Here is a 15896-nt window from a genome sequence, read left to right as displayed (position 1 = left end):
CGGTCTCTAGACTTAGATAAAAACAAGGCTGTAGATCGTTAAAGGATGAAAAAGAATTCTTTATGATTAAGATAGTTCAATTGAAAGGAGGAAATGCAATGAAAAAGTTTTGCCTGATCATATTGGCGATTATTTTAGCCTGCATTGCCGTAGCCAATATAGGGAGTATGATTGGTTTTGCCATTTGCTTGCTGATTGTTTATTACTCAGTCAAACAATTTTTAAAAACGGAGTCAACCGGATACAAAATACTGTGGGGGATCATTGGTCTAATTGGTCTGTCAGGCTTAGTTGGGAATTTACCAGCCCTAGTAGGAATAGCGGCCGTCTGCATTCTTTATGTGGGATATAAACAATGGAAAAAGGAAAAGACCGAAGACATAAATCAGAAAGACGACGATCCATTTACAAACTTTGAAAAGCAATGGAATGAGCTTGAAAAAAATCTAAAGAATAAAGGAGTTTAAAAAAATGCATGATTTATTTACACGAATTAAACAGGCGATCACTGATGATTTGCAGGAAATGACTGACAAAGAGAAACAATCAAGTCCGGTCTCTCTGCTTAATAAATATTTACGTGAATGTGAGGGTGAAGTAAAAAAAGCTGCAAAACTGATTGAACGACAAAAGCTATTAAAGGTTGAATTTCACAAAGAGTGGAAACAGAGCGAAGAAATGGCTGAGAAACGTAAACAACAAGGTGCAATAGCCCTTGAAGCAGGGGCTGAGGATTTGGCCGAAATTGCTTTACGCGAACAGGCGCAATACGAGGAAAGAGCAGAGCGTTTGAAACAGTCTTATGAACATTCTGTCGACCAATTGGCAGAACTTGAGCATAAATATGAGGAGATGCAGTTAAAACTGAAAGACATGCATGTGAAAAGACTGGAACTGATGGGGCAGGAAAATATGGTCATGATGAAAAACAAAATGAACAAAGTACTTAAAGAAGCGGAATTTGGAGCTGCTGCTGAAAATATCGAAACGATCGGAATGTCATTTGAACGGGAGGAAAAGAATGCAAATGATGAATATCAAATAAGTATATTCGATGCCCGCATCCAACAGCTTGCAAAAGATATGAACAAAGAAGATTTAGCGAAATAAAGCGTTCTTATGATAAAATAAAGCAGTGGAGGTTAATCCTGCTGAATGCAGGAATGCAGACGAAGATATACGGACATAACGATCTAGTCTGCGTGCCTCTATTTCTCTATTGAAGATTGAACACCCATAAGCTTGCGACATCCTCTTGGTAACTCAGATATGAATGTCCTGACGCTTCCTTGCGGTTCATCTTTGTGACCTACTTTCTGCAGAATAAACAAATTGGGGGCTCCCCTGGAATCCTTGAACTGGTAACCCGTGTAAACTAAACAACAACCGATTGGAGGGACATTCTTGAAAAAATTTAGCCAAAAAAGCCAAATAGGCTGGTTCATGCTCATTGCCGCAACCGGAATTGCTTTAGAGCTTTTCCTAAATTGGAGGCTATTCGTCCCTCTTCTTATTGGTTGTTTTCTTATTTATTATGGCCTAACGAAAGCACGTCGTGAATCAGGTAAGGTTTATTTTATTATTGGAGCCTTACTCACTATCATCCCTATCATGTCTACAGGCTTTTTTAAATTACTTATTATCGCTGCGGTGATTTACGGCCTTATCCTATATTCCAAAGTAAAAAAACAGGAGCAAAAACTGGTCATCGAGACAGTCCCACCTGGTACAAAGGCAAAAGTGAATAGGAAGATACCGTATATTAAAAATAGACTCACTGGAAACTATAAAGTCGTCAATCAAATTTTTGAATGGGATGATATTAATATACAATGTGGGTTCGGAAATACGATTATTGATTTAGGGATGACAATGTTGCCTCCTGGAGACAGTGTCGTTGTAATACGTGGCTTTATTGGAAATATCCGCCTTAATGTTCCTTTTGATGCCGCCATTACGGTGAATCATTCTGCGCTTAGTGGAAAGCTAAAAGTATTCAACCATGAAGAAGATCTTTTGAATTCCAATGTTATATATTATACAGATGAGAATAATGAAGGCTCAACGAGAAGAATAAAAATCATCACGAATATTGCTTTTGGCGATTTAGAGGTGAGACGCATATGAGAATGGCCAGAACATTTTCTATTTACTTTGCGTTACTAGCCCTCTGCATTTTTCTTTTAGTTCTATTGATGTTATTACTAACAGTTGATATAAACTGGGATGAGCTACTTATACGCAAAAAGACTTTTTTAATCTCCAATTTACTGTTCATCTTAGTCGTTTTCCCATTGATCGGTTTTATTACTGGTTATATGTTTGGTATTTCACTTGACAAAAAAGCTGAAAAGATCGAGTTAAGTCTTTTGGAATTACAAAGAGGGAACTATGAAGATGATTATGGCCCATTGCTAGAAAAAGGCGATTTCCCCGCTATTTGGCAAGGAATCGAAAGCATGCGTGTTCGTCTTAAGGAGCAAGCAATATTATATCAGAAATTTTCCAACGAACGAATGAAGTGGAATAATCAAATGAAGGAAGAAGTTCTAACACAAGAGAGAAATCGACTTGCAAGAGAACTTCATGATTCCGTTAGTCAGCAGCTTTTCGCTGCGACGATGCTATTATCTGCCATAAATCAAAGCCCAGATCCAGCGAGTGAAACGACCGCAAAACAACGATTAATGGTCGAAGAAATTATCAATGAGGCACAATCAGAAATGAGAGCTTTGCTTCTCCATCTACGGCCCATTCAATTGGAAGGCAAAAGCCTAAAAATCGGAATGCAGGAAGTTTTATCTGAATTAACAGCAAAACTGCCGATGAACGTATCATGGAATCTTCAGGATGTTCACTTACAAAAAGGTGTGGAAGATCATATATTCCGAATTATGCAAGAAGCTGTCTCCAACACATTAAGACATGCAAAAGCAAGTACATTAGAAGTGAATATGATGGAAGTAGATCAATATTTATTTTTAAAAGTAATGGATGATGGAAAAGGCTTCAATGTCGATGATCCGAAAGCTGGTTCATATGGATTGACGAATATGAAGGAAAGAGCAGCTGAAATTGGCGGAAATATTAAGTTGGTCAGTCTTCCAGGAAGAGGAACAAGCATTGAAGTGAAAATTCCTCTACTAGAGGATGTTCAAAAAGTCCGGTAAAAATGACACTTCGAGATTGAAGATCTTCGACTAAATGCCGACACGTTCTGTGTCGAACATCGAAGTCACCACATCCTGTGGAAGTTCGTTGGCTTGTTTCTGCGCTGCTCGAAACTACGCCGCCTCGAACTTTTGACGCACAGGATGTGCTAGTGTCGGCGTTGCTGACAGGACGTCAGCGCTTTTAGCCGACGGGTCCTTTTTATCCTCCTTTTTGAACACGCATTATCTATCAGGAGGAGAAGTTAGATGATTAAAGTTTTATTAGTAGATGATCACGAAATGGTCCGAATTGGCGTATCAGCTTATTTATCCATCCAACCTGATATTGAAGTAATTGGTGAAGCGGAGAATGGTGAGCAAGGGGTGGAACTTGCCTTATCCCTTCGTCCCGATATTATTTTAATGGATTTAGTCATGGAACAGATGAATGGGATTGAGGCGACATCTGCAATCATTTCTCAATGGCCGGAAGCAAAAATCTTGGTCGTTACAAGCTTTTTGGATGATGAAAAAGTATATCCTGCCCTCGAAGCAGGCGCAACCGGCTATATGCTTAAAACCTCGAAAGCAAGTGATATAGCGGATGCTGTTCGGTCTGCCTATGAAGGACAAAAAGTGCTTGAACCAGAAGTGACGGATAAAATGATGAAAAAGTTACAACATCAAGGGCAGCGTTCACTTCATGAAGATTTAACAAGTCGCGAATTAGAAATTCTCACACTTATGACCCAGGGTAAAACAAACAAAGAAATGGCGGATGAACTTTTCATTGCCTTAAAAACAGTTAAAACCCATGTCAGCAATATTCTAAGCAAGCTGGAGGTTCAAGATCGCACACAGGCTGTCATTTATGCTTTTAAAAATGGAGTCATCAAAAAGTAACCCGCGAGAACCTACCTGTCGTTTCTCTACAAGATGGAGGCCATGTAGATATTTTGAAATCCAAATCTCATCTCGAAAAAAGAGCGCATAGGAATGAGCTATGGATTTGAATGTCACTCTTGCCTCACTGAAAGCTCAATTTACGCGAAATCTAGTCCAGTCATTGAAAAGGTGTGCATAGCTATGCTCTATGGACACGAAAGCCTATCCAGTCGCTGAAATGGTGTGCTTAGCTATGCCCTATGGACACGAAATACCATCCTTTCACTGAAATGGTGTGCTTAGCCGATCTCTATATACACGAAATACGCTCCTTTCGCTGAAAAGATGTGCATAGCCAAACTCTATGTACATGAAATTCCATCCATTCGCCGAAAAGGTGTGGTTAGCCGATCTCTATGTACACTTTATCCTTTCCATTCACTGAAAAGGAGTTCAGAGGAGTGAGGTATTGCTTTGGAAAATTAAAGATACCTCACAAACCGATAGTTTACGTTAAATAAAATTAACCCAGTTTGAAAGTAGATCAAAGCGGGTTAATTCTTTTGTGAAACACTATGCAATTTTTCAAAAAAGATTGATCATTTTCTAACTATGTTCTACCCAAAAACACTCCCGATTGTTTTAGTGTTCGTCTCACATACCTAGTGGATTTTGTGTATAAAAATCATCCTAATCATTACGGGAATTCATCTTCTGTCCATCTATCCATTAATTAAAATAATTTATTCCTATTGCTTCTCTTACTCCAAAAAGTGTTTCTGTTGCTACTGAACGTGCATTCAAACTACCTTTTTTCAATACTTCAAACACATAGTCTAGATTTTTCTCATAATAGTTTCGTTTATTTCTAATTGGTTCTAATTCTGCTTGAAGTACATCATTCAAATATTTTTTTACTTTTACGTCTCCTAAGCCTCCTCTTCTATAATGCTCTTTCATTTCCTTTAATTTCACTTTATCTAAACAAAAGGCTTCTAAGTATGTGAAGACAGTATTGTTTTCCACATTTCCAGGATCCTCTACCCTAATATGATTTGGATCTGTATACATTGACATAACTTTTCTTTGGATCGTGTCTGGAGAATCCGATAAGTAAATGGCATTATTTAACGATTTACTCATTTTTGCCTTTCCATCGATCCCAGGTAATCTCCCTAATCCCTTTTCAGGTAGTAATGCATTGGTTTCTATTAGTACATCTCTTTTATAGATAGAATTAAAACTTCTTACAATTTCATTGGTTTGTTCAATCATGGGGATTTGATCTTCTCCAACTGGAACCACAGTTGCCTTAAAAGCTGTAATATCTGCTGCTTGGCTAACTGGATAAATAAGAAATCCAGTAGGTAGGCTCTCACTAAAATTCTTTTCCTTTATTTCTTTTTTAACAGTAGGATTCCTTTTAAGCCTGGAGACCGTAACGATATTCAGATAATGCATTGTTAACTCATTAAGTTCAGGTATTTGAGACTGAACAAAGATATTTACTTTAGAAGGATCTATTCCTACTGATAGGTAATCCAATGCTACTTCAGTAAGGTTCTTTTTAATTTTCTCGGGGTTTCTTGCATTATCTGTTAATGCTTGTTGATCTGCAATCATTATAAAATTGTTATATTGGTCTTGTAATTGGACTCGATTTTTCAACGAACCTATATAATGCCCAATATGAAGTTTACCTGTAGGTCGATCTCCCGTTAATAAATTTTCCTTTCTCATAAGCTCTCTCCTTATATATTTATATTTTTAAAAATAAAAAAACTCCGCCTAAATTAATAGGACGGAGATTATTTCCGTGTTGCCACCTAAATTGTGTAATTATTTAATGGATATATCATCACACCACTCATTATCAAGTACTAACATACTGGAATGTCAACACTAAACTAAACAAATATTTTAAGGAACATAAACTTGTTTATGGTAGATGCCTTAGCGAAAAGCAGTGCGTACAGTTCGTCGCTTGACTAGGAGCCTCTGCGGGCAAGATGACGAGCCGAGAAGCCAGATTATAAAGAAGATCTGGCTCAGTCGCCAAGGCTATCATGCCCGCCTCTCCAAGTAAAGCATGTGCTTTCCCGCTAAATAACACATATCCTATCCTGATGCTTGCGCTTATATTCGATGGGGGTCAAATAGTCAAGCGATCCATGGATTCGTATATGATTAAACCAATTCACATAATCAAATAGCGCTAGATCCAATTCTTGCTGGCTTGAAAAAACGGTGCCATTGACGAACTCTGTTTTGATAGTCTTAAACATAGCTTCTGCGACGGCATTGTCATAAGGTGTTCCTTTTTCGCTAAGGGAACGCTCAATGCCAAAGACTTTAAGAGCCTCATCGATAAGCTTGTTTTTAAACTCACTGCCCCGATCCGTATGGAATAATTCGAGGCGATTAAGATTGTAGGAAACCGATGCGAAGGCACGCTGAACTAAGGCTGCAGTTTTCTCAGGTCCGGCACTGTAGCCAATGATTTCACGGTTATATAAGTCTACCAAAACACAGATGTAATGCCATTTCTGTCCGACGCGGACGTAAGTCAGATCACTGACAACGACTTTCAACTCCTGATTCTGATCAAACTCCCGATTAAGGACATTTCCGGTCTCCGATTCATTAACAGAAGTTTTACGGGGGTTAAACTGGGCCACGGTATACTTGGAGACAAGTCCCTGTTCTTTCATAATCCGCCCAATGCGGCGGCGTGATACCTGCCAACCCATCTTTTGAAGCTCAATCTTTATTTTCCTTTGACCGTAGTTATTTCTACTGGACTTGAATATGTCTTTGATAAGTTTCGTCAGTTTCTCTTCTTCCTGGTCATCTATAATTTTTGCTTCATAATAATACGTACTTCTAGGAATTTGTAGGACGTCACACATTGCTGATACCGAGTATTTGTGAGTGTTATTCCGAATCACATCTACTTTCGTCCCATGATCAGCGCGGCTTGCTTTAAAATATCATTTTCCATCGCAAGCCTTTGATTTTCTTTGCGTAGCTTAATTAGTTCTTCTTGTTCTGGAGTTCGGTTATCCTTTTCTTCAAACGATCCACTTGTTTTATGTTGGCGAACCCATTTATCAAAGGCAGAAGGCGTCAGCTCGTATTCTTTGATTATCTCGGCCCGCGGTTTACCTGAGGCATGTAACTGGACAATTTGTTCTTTAAATTCGTTTGTAAAAGTTCTTCTTTCTCTTTTGGCCATGATTGATTCCCTCCGAATTTTGTTGAATCAAGTCTATATGACCTTAACGAATCTGTCCAATTAAGTGTAACCGATTCATACTCTGTCTGCTGTAAGGTGCAGCCCACCACTAAGATACTCTCTTTATAGATTTCACCTTGTTCCTTAGAGGTCCATTCGTTAAACTCCTTCTTGCTAGGCTCTCAACTACCCTAACTCTCTGTAATGTAGCTAAATTTAATTACTTCTCCTCATCATAGGACATAGCTATTATTTTATTGTATTTATTATATAAACTTATATATTTAATAGTCAAACTATTTGCATTATAACAATCCATTCTGTCAATGTAATGGTAGCAAACTTTTGTATAAATTATCGAACTTTATTTTAAGCCGCATAAGCTTGCTCTGTAACCTTATTATGAGAAGGTTGTTTACCCCATACGCAGACTAGAATAGATGCCAGAGCCTTGCTTTTGATCCTTAATCAAAACCTGCGAGTTATCCTATCCTCGCAGGCGTGAAACCATTATTGCTATTTTTAAGGCCTAGGCATCCATATTAATCCTCAATAGAACTAGAATGGATGAATAACTTCATTTCATTCCCCTCGACTTCAAAGGTTCTCATCTCTTGCTTATCTTCGAAATAAACGCCCTGTAAAATAAGATTCTTATGGAGAAATTCATGAAACCTCATTAATATTTGTTGAATTTTTGGATCAACTTGGATAAACAGGTCTACTCGTAAATCAACTGGAAGATTCAATTCCTTGCGATAAGTCTGTACCGCACGGATGAATTCCCTGACCAACCCTTCTTCTTTTAATTCTTGAGTTAAGTTTATATCTAATAAGGTTAAAAAGTTGTTTCCCTCCGCTAATTGATAACCATCTTTTCCTTTTTTCTCTATCTTTACATCGTCTAGTGTTAGCGTCACAGTTTCCCCAGATTGTAAAGATAACTGGATTTCTTGAGATTTGAGGAATTGATCTTTATCCTGACCCTTTAAAGCCACTAGCTTATTTTTTATTTCACTAACGGCTTTGCCAAACTTTGGCCCAGCCACAGCAAAATTTAATTTGAGATCAAGCTGAAATAGATCTTCTGCATTCTCCCGAAACTCGACTTCTTTTATATTCACTTCTTCTCTAATAATGGATGAGTATTGTTGAAGGTGAGCCAAAGGAAACTCCTCTTCTTTTGGAATCACGATTAACTTTGCTAATGGTTGTTTTGTTTTCATTCCCACATCATTTCGAAGCGATCTTGTCTGCTCCACTATTTGTAAAACAGCAGCCATCTCCTGTTCTAATCGTTCGTTTATGAGGCTTTCATCTGGCTGTGGATAATCCGCTAGATGTACACTTTCCCCCATTAAGTTGAAATAGATGTCATCTGTCACAAACGGTGTATAAGGAGCCATCAGCTGGCAGAGCTTTTGTAAAACGGCAAATAAAGTGCTGAATGCTGCTCTCTTATCCTCTGTCATTCCACTGCTCCAAAAACGTTGTCTCGAGCGGCGTACATACCAATTACTCAGTTCATCAAGAAATAGTGAAAGAACGCGAGCCCCTTTTGTCATATCATAACCTTCTAAACTTTGTCTTACTTCCTTCATCACCGAATTTAATCGGGATAAAATCCATTCATCCAAAGTCGTCCGTGTCCCACCTAAGTCCCTGTTTGGATTAAATTGATCAATTTCTGCATACAGCGAGTAAAAAGAATACACATTCTGAAGCGTATCGATAACCTTCGACTTTGCGTGACTGACTGTTTTTTTAGAAAAGCGTTTATTATTCCATGGTGAGCTGTCTGCTAACAGTGCCCATCTTAATGAATCAGCCCCAAACTCATTGATCAGCTCTACTGGATTCAAAGCATTTCCTTTACTTTTGGACATCTTTTGTCCGTTTTCATCTAAAATATGACCTAATGAAAGCACACGTTTATATGGTAACTGGCCCGTAAATAGAGTAGAAACAGCTAATAAGCTGTAAAACCAGCCTCTAGTTTGATCAATCCCTTCGATCACAACATCAGCGGGGAATTGGTTCTTAAATAGAGCTTTATTTTCAAATGGATAATGATATTGAGCAAATGGCATTGAGCCACTATCAAACCAAACATCAATCACTTCACTTGTTCTTTTCATTCTCCCACCGCAGGAACAAGATAATTCTACTTGATCTACATAAGGTTTGTGCAACTCAATTTCTTCAGGAACTTCCACTGTTGCAAGCTCTCTTAATTCCTGAACAGAGTGGGGGGCTTTTTCTAATCCACATTCTTGGCAAATCCAAACATTTAATGGTGTACCCCAATATCTGTTTCTACCGATATTCCAATCCACCATGTTTTCTAAGAAGTTCCCAAACCTGCCATCCTTTATATGTCCTGGAAACCACTCGACTTTTTGATTATTGGCCTGCATTTTTTCCTTTACGGCTGTGGTCTTGATAAACCATCCTTCCATTGCATAATAAAGAAGTGGACTATCGCAACGCCAACAATGAGGATAACTATGTTCATATTTTTGTTTATCAAATAAAAGATTTTTCTGAGCTAGCATCTTAATGATGTCTACATCACAATCTTTTACAAATCGCCCCGCCAGCGGTGTTACATATTCCTTATAACGCCCTTTCGGATCAACGACATTTACATAATCAAACTGGTTCTCTTGGATAGCCTTGTAATCATCTTCACCATGGGCAGGGGCGATATGCACAATCCCTGTTCCACTTGTATCTGTCACAAAATCAGCGCCAAGCACTTTATGTCCATTCACTACAGTCATATAATGAAATGGTGGCTCGTAGGAGAGACCGATTAAATCTTCGCCTTTTATCACTTCAAGTACTTCAAACTTCTCTTTCAGCACTGTCGAGGCCAGAATTTCTGCCAAAATATATATTTCCTCCCCTTGTTTCACTCGCACATATTTCATTTGCGAATTGACAGCTAAGGCGATATTTCCCGGCAAAGTCCATGGTGTGGTCGTCCAGCCTAAAAAGTATTCATTTTCTTTTTCTTTTAAACGAAATTTAGCAGTAACGGATAAATCTGAAACATCTTTATATCCTTGAGCGACTTCATGGGAGCTGAGGGATGTCTCACATTGAGGACAATAAGGCACAACCCGATGTCCCTTATACAAATAGCCTTTATCATGGATAGTGGCTAAAATATTCCAAACAGATTCAATATAGTCATTCTCTAAAGTGATATACGGATCCTCCATATCAACCCAATATCCAAGTGCATGCGTAAATTGCTTCCATTCATTTTCATAGGCAAAAACACTTTCCTTACACTTTTGAATGAAATTTTCTACACCAAATTTTTCGATTTGATCTTTTCCACGAATATTAAGCTGTTTTTCCACCTCTAATTCCACAGGTAAACCATGTGTATCCCAACCCGCTTTCCTCAACACTTGGTAACCTGACATCGTTTTGTATCTTGCCACAAAATCCTTAATCGTACGACCAAGTGCATGACCTGCATGGGGTAAGCCATTAGCTGTTGGGGGACCTTCATAGAAAACAAATGACTCTCTTCCTTCTCGATTAGCAATGGAGCGTTCGAATACTTTTTCTTTTTCCCATTGTTTGCGAATGCGTAACTCCATCTCGACATTAGCTTCTTTCAATGTAATCACCTCAATTTTATTCATTATCTAATAAAACTACTTATCAGTTTCTAACAGCCATCTTCAAAAACTAAATCTTTAGGCCTAATTGATAAAATTTCTATTTAAACAAAAAACTCGATCCCTATACGTAGAGATCGAGTTTATATACAATTATATAAGCTTCCATAAACAAAATAAAAAACCATAGTAGTGGTTTTTTACTGCTATACACTACGTACCATCATACGCGTCCTGGGTATCGGTAGAATGCCGTCAAAGTTTAAGTGAGCTTTCAACTTTGCTTCTCGGAGAGGATTTTCATTATGGTCTTACCGTTGACTTTCAGCACTTCGTCAACTCTCTGTAGATAAGATAAACATAACTACTCTTTCTCGTCATCAAATTGTATATTAAATTATTGTCAATAATAACGAAGCAAATAATAAAAGTCAAACAGTTCTTGAATTGGTTTCTTTAGATTCATGCAAAAAGTTGCATCTACATTTTAGATACAACTTTTTGATACCATTACCTCACCTGAGCAAAGGCGACTAATGAACCTTGATCACAAGATGTAAAACCATTCTTTTCATAAAAATGCCTGACATCTGCCGCTTCTTCCGTTAATAACACTTTTTGCCGAATATGGTGATATTTTTCTAAAATCTGTTGCATAAGCTGGGTCGCAATTCCTTGATTTTGATAGGCATTCAATATTAGGATGTCTTGAATATAGAGAATGGTTAACCCATCCCCTACTACACGAACAAGTCCCACTAATTCCTCTCCATCCCAAGCTGTTAACACATCTAATGATTGAGTTATGGCAGTCTGTAAAACAGCTAAATCTTGTGTATACGCGTACCATTGCACATCATTATACAATGTCTCTAAATGTTCAATCTGAATGTTTTTCTCATATTTAAAATGTACGTTCATATATGCTTCCTCCTCAAATGTGTCTTAATTTGAAGAGTTAGTCCACAATTTATCCACGGTCTTATGCCTCCTTTTGGCGTTTAAATTCGGGGATCGTTGTTATTTCCTAAAGCTAGTTCCTTTAAGACAAGAAGACGTTAATCTTGACTTCATTTATTGGCAGCTACTTTTCCAAATACACTTTCAGCAATTTGGAGCATATGTTTAATTTTATTCCATTGTTCTTCTTCTGTTAAAACATTTCCCTCCTCTGAACTAGCAAATCCACATTGTGGACTTATGGCTAAGTTTTCTAAAGGAATGAATTGACTCGCTTCTATCATTCTTTCTTTTATGGCGAAAGATTCTTCCAATTCCGGAAATTTGGAAGTAATTAAGCCAAGGACAATTTCAACATCACGACGATTGATATGTTTTAATGGCTCGAAATCGCCACTACGTTCATCATCATATTCTAAAAAGAATGCATCATAATGTAATTGATCAAAGATGGGGGCGACATAATCGTAACCACCATTCGCATGCAGATGTTTTGAACGGAAGTTTCCACGGCACATATGAACAGTTATGATTAGATCTTCCGGTTTATCTTGTAAAACGTCATTTGTCGTTTTAATCATTAGATCTAAAATCTCCTCCTTACTTAGTCCTGTTGATTCCATCATACGTTTAGTAAAGGTCTGATCATTAAATGCCGTAAAAGTTGTGTCATCAAATTGTATATAACGACAACCAGCTTCATATAAAGCTTTCACTACCTCTCGATAAGCAACGCCTAAATCATGAAACATATCGACTGGATTTGGATAGATTTCTTTCTCTCTCTCATTAAAAGAACGGTACATAATCACACTTGGTGCTGGAATGGCAAACTTCGCAACTTGTGTTCCATCACCATACTTATCTACAGCTTTCTTCAAGAATTTAAAGTGTTCAATCATATAATGATCATGATTTTTAATTTTTCCTGTAATGACAATCGTAATTGGTTTTGGTTTATTCCCACCACCAAATGTTGCTTTTCTCTCATTTTTGATCATTTCAATCCCTTCAAAGCCGGAAAAGAAATCATGATGCCAAATAATGCGCCTGAACTCACCATCAGTGATCGTTTTTAAGCCTACCTCAATTTGTTTTTGTACAAGTTTTTCAATTTCACGATCTTCTACTTCCTTTAAAGTAGCTTTATCGATTTCCTCTTTTGCAAAAGCCGCTCTTGCTTGTTTAATAGGTTCCGTTCTTAATAAACTCCCTACATGGTCACCTTTCAAAGGTAATTTGTTTGCCATCAACATCCATTCTCCCTTCCTCTAAAGCAAAACTTAAAATTAATTATTTAAAAAGAATAGGAATTTCCGTACATGCCATTCTCCCAATTTGCTATAGATTAAGTATAACATTGGTCAGTCAATATCATTCAACACCTAAACTCTATACTTTGCTATAACTAAAAACTATAAAGCTTTTGTGAGTATGTTTACACTGATATAAAATTCATGGTATAAATTGAAGCTGGATTCCTTGATAAAAGAACTTGTTTAGACTACTGAGTGCATTCTAGACTCACTTTCTAGTCACTCCTACTACCTTCACTTTCAGCTCTATAATCTCTCCGGTAAATGATATTTACATATTTCGATTGGATTCGTGCATTTTTTTAATACAGCAATGGTTTTGGGATGAGGAGTTGCATAAATAAACGGATAATCTCTTTCTCCCAATTCTTTTCGGATGGGAAAAGCTACCTTTTCCCCCGTAATTGAAAATTGAGCATCAACTCCTTTTTTATTTCCACGTGCATCTAATCTCACCCATTTTTTCAGTGATCGTAAATAAATCGCATTCAGGGCATGAAGACAAAATCCATTCTCAGGTGTATCTAGTAACGTCAACCGTTGATAACAGAAACCAGCAGGAATTCCTTGGGAGCGCAATAAAGCAGCTAATAAATGTGATTTCGCATAACAAATCCCTTCTTTTTCAGCCAAAACCTCTGAGGCTTTGCATGTCACTTTTTCCCCCTGGACATCCCAAGAATGAGAAATTTCATCTCGAACAAATTCAAACGCGGTTTTAGCTTTTTCTATATCCGTTTGAGATAAGTGAAAAAGCTCATTCACTTTTGTACGAATAAGCTGATGAGAAAAATCAACTCCAGCTGTCTCCAATAAATAATCATCTAATTGTTCAGATTGGCAGATTAACTTCATGAACTGCACTCCTTAGATTGATTGTATAAATATAAATATATTTGTATTATTATACCTAAAATCATATGGTCTTTCTAGTGTTATAAATATTACATTTTACTAGATTGAGTCAATTTCATAATTGCTTAATAATGATCAATACACGAACGTTATTGTTAAAGGAGATTGAATTGTTAGTCAATGCACTTCCTTAACTTAGTTGATTGGTGCGGAAGGTGGCGACTCCTACCTGAAGCGTAAATCAACGTTGTTCGGATTTGAATGCTAAACTCTCTATTATGAAATTGATTCGATTGTTAAAAAGAAAATTTCTTGCTTTGTTTTGTAAACTTTTTGTACGTTCATACGTCTTATACACAAGGGGGTGGAATGTTGTCGGGGCAACAAGAAAATGAAGAGCTGAACAGTGAGCTGAATGTCGTGTATCGATATTTACTAAAAAAAGGGATTCCTCATACAGATGCTGAAGATGCGGTACAGGAAGCAGCATATAAATATTTGAGATTCTCCGATTCCATCCATGCCTCCAAAGTTCGCAGTTGGTTAATCCGTGTATCATTGAATTATTACTATGATCAATATCGGAAGAATAAGAAACATGTACTCCATTTTGAAGAAAAAATAGTTGACCAACAAAGAATAGAGGAACTTCCTGAACTTCTGATGATTCAGAAAGAACGCACAATGGAATTGAACACCTTGCTTTCGAAGCTCAGACCGCTTTTTTCAGAATTAATTTTTTTAAAGTATGAACTGGACTTATCTTATATCGAAATCGCGCAATTGCTTGGTATTAGTACAAGCTCCGTGAAAACAAATTTATTCCGAGCGAGGAGGAAATTTCTCAAACTCTACGAGGAGGGCCAGCATGAAGAATAAAAAGGATTCAGAAATTGATTTTGTGAGCAGTTCCTCTTTTCAAAAATCTATCAGGAAAACAAAATGGAAACAACTGATTTTATATACCTTTATTTCCATCATTACCTTAATTGTTTTTATTTTTTGTTTTTACTCTGGAACTCAATATTTAATTAATAAAAAGATAGACCACAATACAAGACAAAGCTTAGGACAGACCAAAGGTGCAGGCATTTCTAATCAAACGACAAGGTATTATTATAATACTTTGAATGCGATTGGCGAAACAACTTACTACAAAAAAATCGGGAACAGAAATTTTGTATGGAATACAGAGAGAAAGAAATACCCAGCTATCGGACGTGTGGAAGTATTAAGCCGGGGAAGTGGCATGACCGAAATAAACGAAATGGATATAGAGGCGCAGAGGGTTGTTCGCTATAATCAACTTAATAATGAGCGGATCGTCGATTTTTATTATCCTAGAGTAGAATATGATTACTTGCCAAATGAACTAGATATTGCGGTAGGATTGGATAAAAACAAATTAATTGAAGTCGCTTTATCTTTTAACAAATCAATGTCATCAAATGAACTAGCTGAAATATTAGGATATAAAAATGTGGATTGGTTGTGGACAGAGCAATATACAGAAAAGCAAATGAAGGAAATAAATAAATTGGATGGCGATTCGTTGAAAGTGAAAAATGGGGATAACGCCTCTGGTTTTTCGGTGACAGAGAAGTACCCATATGAAGAGAACCTGACCGGCGACACGACGATTAGTGGAGCTATCATTAGCGGAACTCCTCAAGATTTAGAAAGGTTTCAGAATCTGGATATTATTAGAGCCTCCGTGATTGGGGTCACTATCGACAAATATTAGTAAGTCTAATAAGGCTTATAAAAGGGAGCATTCTAATTTTTAGAGTGCTTCTCTTCATTTCTAAATAATCGTTTATTCTTTTTCACAATTTTCTTGCCTATCACTTTATCG

General features: G+C 37.2%; 13 protein-coding genes. 7 read left to right on the top strand and 6 right to left on the bottom strand.

The features are described from left to right. The first annotated feature begins 98 nt into the window (after window positions 1-98). From J2Z23_RS18335 to J2Z23_RS18315, 5 genes are all read left to right on the top strand, one after another. Window positions 99-467: a lmo0954 family membrane protein gene (locus J2Z23_RS18335; protein ID WP_057982838.1), complete on the top strand. Its 369-nt coding sequence runs from the start codon at window positions 99-101 to the stop codon at window positions 465-467. Between the two features lie 4 nt (window positions 468-471). Next, a complete protein-coding gene (locus J2Z23_RS18330) occupies window positions 472-1110 on the top strand; it encodes a PspA/IM30 family protein (protein ID WP_057982836.1) in 639 nt (212 codons plus the stop codon). Between the two features lie 294 nt (window positions 1111-1404). Further along, complete coding sequence (gene liaF, locus J2Z23_RS18325) at window positions 1405-2127, top strand: cell wall-active antibiotics response protein LiaF (RefSeq protein WP_057982835.1); 723 nt, start codon at window positions 1405-1407, stop codon at window positions 2125-2127. Next, a complete protein-coding gene (locus tag J2Z23_RS18320) occupies window positions 2124-3170 on the top strand; it encodes a sensor histidine kinase (protein WP_082881394.1) in 1047 nt (348 codons plus the stop codon). The genes liaF and J2Z23_RS18320 overlap by 4 nt, the downstream gene beginning before the upstream one ends. Before the next feature lie 249 nt (window positions 3171-3419). Then, a complete protein-coding gene (locus J2Z23_RS18315; protein ID WP_064468496.1) occupies window positions 3420-4055 on the top strand; it encodes a response regulator in 636 nt (211 codons plus the stop codon). Window positions 4056-4766: 711 nt separating this feature from the next. Here J2Z23_RS18315 and trpS read toward each other — a convergent pair. The 6 genes from trpS to J2Z23_RS18285 all read right to left on the bottom strand — a co-directional run bounded on the left by trpS (window position 4767) and on the right by J2Z23_RS18285 (window position 14041). Next, window positions 4767-5777, bottom strand: a complete 1011-nt coding sequence (gene trpS, locus J2Z23_RS18310; RefSeq protein WP_209974786.1) for a tryptophan--tRNA ligase — start codon at window positions 5775-5777, stop codon at window positions 4767-4769. Between the two features lie 362 nt (window positions 5778-6139). After that, a protein-coding gene (locus J2Z23_RS18305) for an IS3 family transposase (protein WP_209974784.1) occupies window positions 6140-7272 on the bottom strand; the annotation gives its coding sequence in 2 pieces (ribosomal slippage) (window positions 6140-7023 and window positions 7023-7272; 1134 coding nt in all). A gap of 542 nt (window positions 7273-7814) precedes the next feature. Continuing rightward, complete coding sequence (ileS, locus tag J2Z23_RS18300; protein WP_420795725.1) at window positions 7815-10916, bottom strand: isoleucine--tRNA ligase; 3102 nt, start codon at window positions 10914-10916, stop codon at window positions 7815-7817. Window positions 10917-11420: 504 nt separating this feature from the next. After that, window positions 11421-11831 carry a GNAT family N-acetyltransferase gene (locus J2Z23_RS18295; protein WP_057984820.1) on the bottom strand — a complete coding sequence of 137 codons (411 nt, stop codon included), beginning with the start codon at window positions 11829-11831 and terminating at the stop codon, window positions 11421-11423. A gap of 149 nt (window positions 11832-11980) precedes the next feature. After that, a complete protein-coding gene (locus tag J2Z23_RS18290) occupies window positions 11981-13120 on the bottom strand; it encodes a 5-methyltetrahydropteroyltriglutamate--homocysteine S-methyltransferase (RefSeq protein WP_238482852.1) in 1140 nt (379 codons plus the stop codon). Window positions 13121-13432: 312 nt separating this feature from the next. Further along, window positions 13433-14041 carry a transglutaminase-like domain-containing protein gene (locus J2Z23_RS18285; protein WP_209974780.1) on the bottom strand — a complete coding sequence of 203 codons (609 nt, stop codon included), beginning with the start codon at window positions 14039-14041 and terminating at the stop codon, window positions 13433-13435. A 372-nt stretch (window positions 14042-14413) separates the two neighbouring features. On the opposite strand from J2Z23_RS18285, the gene J2Z23_RS18280 reads away from it, so the two are divergent. Then, window positions 14414-14920, top strand: coding sequence for an RNA polymerase sigma factor (locus tag J2Z23_RS18280; protein WP_238482851.1), 507 nt, complete (start codon window positions 14414-14416; stop codon window positions 14918-14920). Continuing rightward, window positions 14910-15785, top strand: a complete 876-nt coding sequence (locus tag J2Z23_RS18275; RefSeq protein ID WP_064468500.1) for an anti sigma factor C-terminal domain-containing protein — start codon at window positions 14910-14912, stop codon at window positions 15783-15785. Before J2Z23_RS18280 ends, J2Z23_RS18275 begins: the two co-directional genes overlap by 11 nt. Window positions 15786-15896: the final 111 nt, after the last annotated feature.

The organism is Lederbergia galactosidilytica (assembly GCF_017873565.1).
Classification (GTDB): Bacteria; Bacillota; Bacilli; order Bacillales; family Bacillaceae_C; genus Lederbergia; species Lederbergia galactosidilytica.
The sequence above is the reverse complement of the archived record's forward strand: the minus strand, read 5'-3'. Positions and strand labels throughout refer to the sequence as shown.

What these genes read in the sequence shown, in the direction of transcription:
- J2Z23_RS18275 (WP_064468500.1), top strand. Translation starts at nt 14,910, where the DNA reads ATGAAGAATAAAAAGGATTCAGAAATTGATTTTGTGAGCAGTTCCTCT.
- J2Z23_RS18320 (WP_082881394.1), top strand. Translation starts at nt 2,124, where the DNA reads ATGAGAATGGCCAGAACATTTTCTATTTACTTTGCGTTACTAGCCCTC.
- J2Z23_RS18285 (WP_209974780.1), bottom strand. Translation starts at nt 14,041, where the DNA reads ATGAAGTTAATCTGCCAATCTGAACAATTAGATGATTATTTATTGGAG.
- J2Z23_RS18295 (WP_057984820.1), bottom strand. Translation starts at nt 11,831, where the DNA reads ATGAACGTACATTTTAAATATGAGAAAAACATTCAGATTGAACATTTA.
- J2Z23_RS18335 (WP_057982838.1), top strand. Translation starts at nt 99, where the DNA reads ATGAAAAAGTTTTGCCTGATCATATTGGCGATTATTTTAGCCTGCATT.
- J2Z23_RS18330 (WP_057982836.1), top strand. Translation starts at nt 472, where the DNA reads ATGCATGATTTATTTACACGAATTAAACAGGCGATCACTGATGATTTG.
- J2Z23_RS18290 (WP_238482852.1), bottom strand. Translation starts at nt 13,120, where the DNA reads ATGGCAAACAAATTACCTTTGAAAGGTGACCATGTAGGGAGTTTATTA.
- J2Z23_RS18315 (WP_064468496.1), top strand. Translation starts at nt 3,420, where the DNA reads ATGATTAAAGTTTTATTAGTAGATGATCACGAAATGGTCCGAATTGGC.
- trpS (WP_209974786.1), bottom strand. Translation starts at nt 5,777, where the DNA reads ATGAGAAAGGAAAATTTATTAACGGGAGATCGACCTACAGGTAAACTT.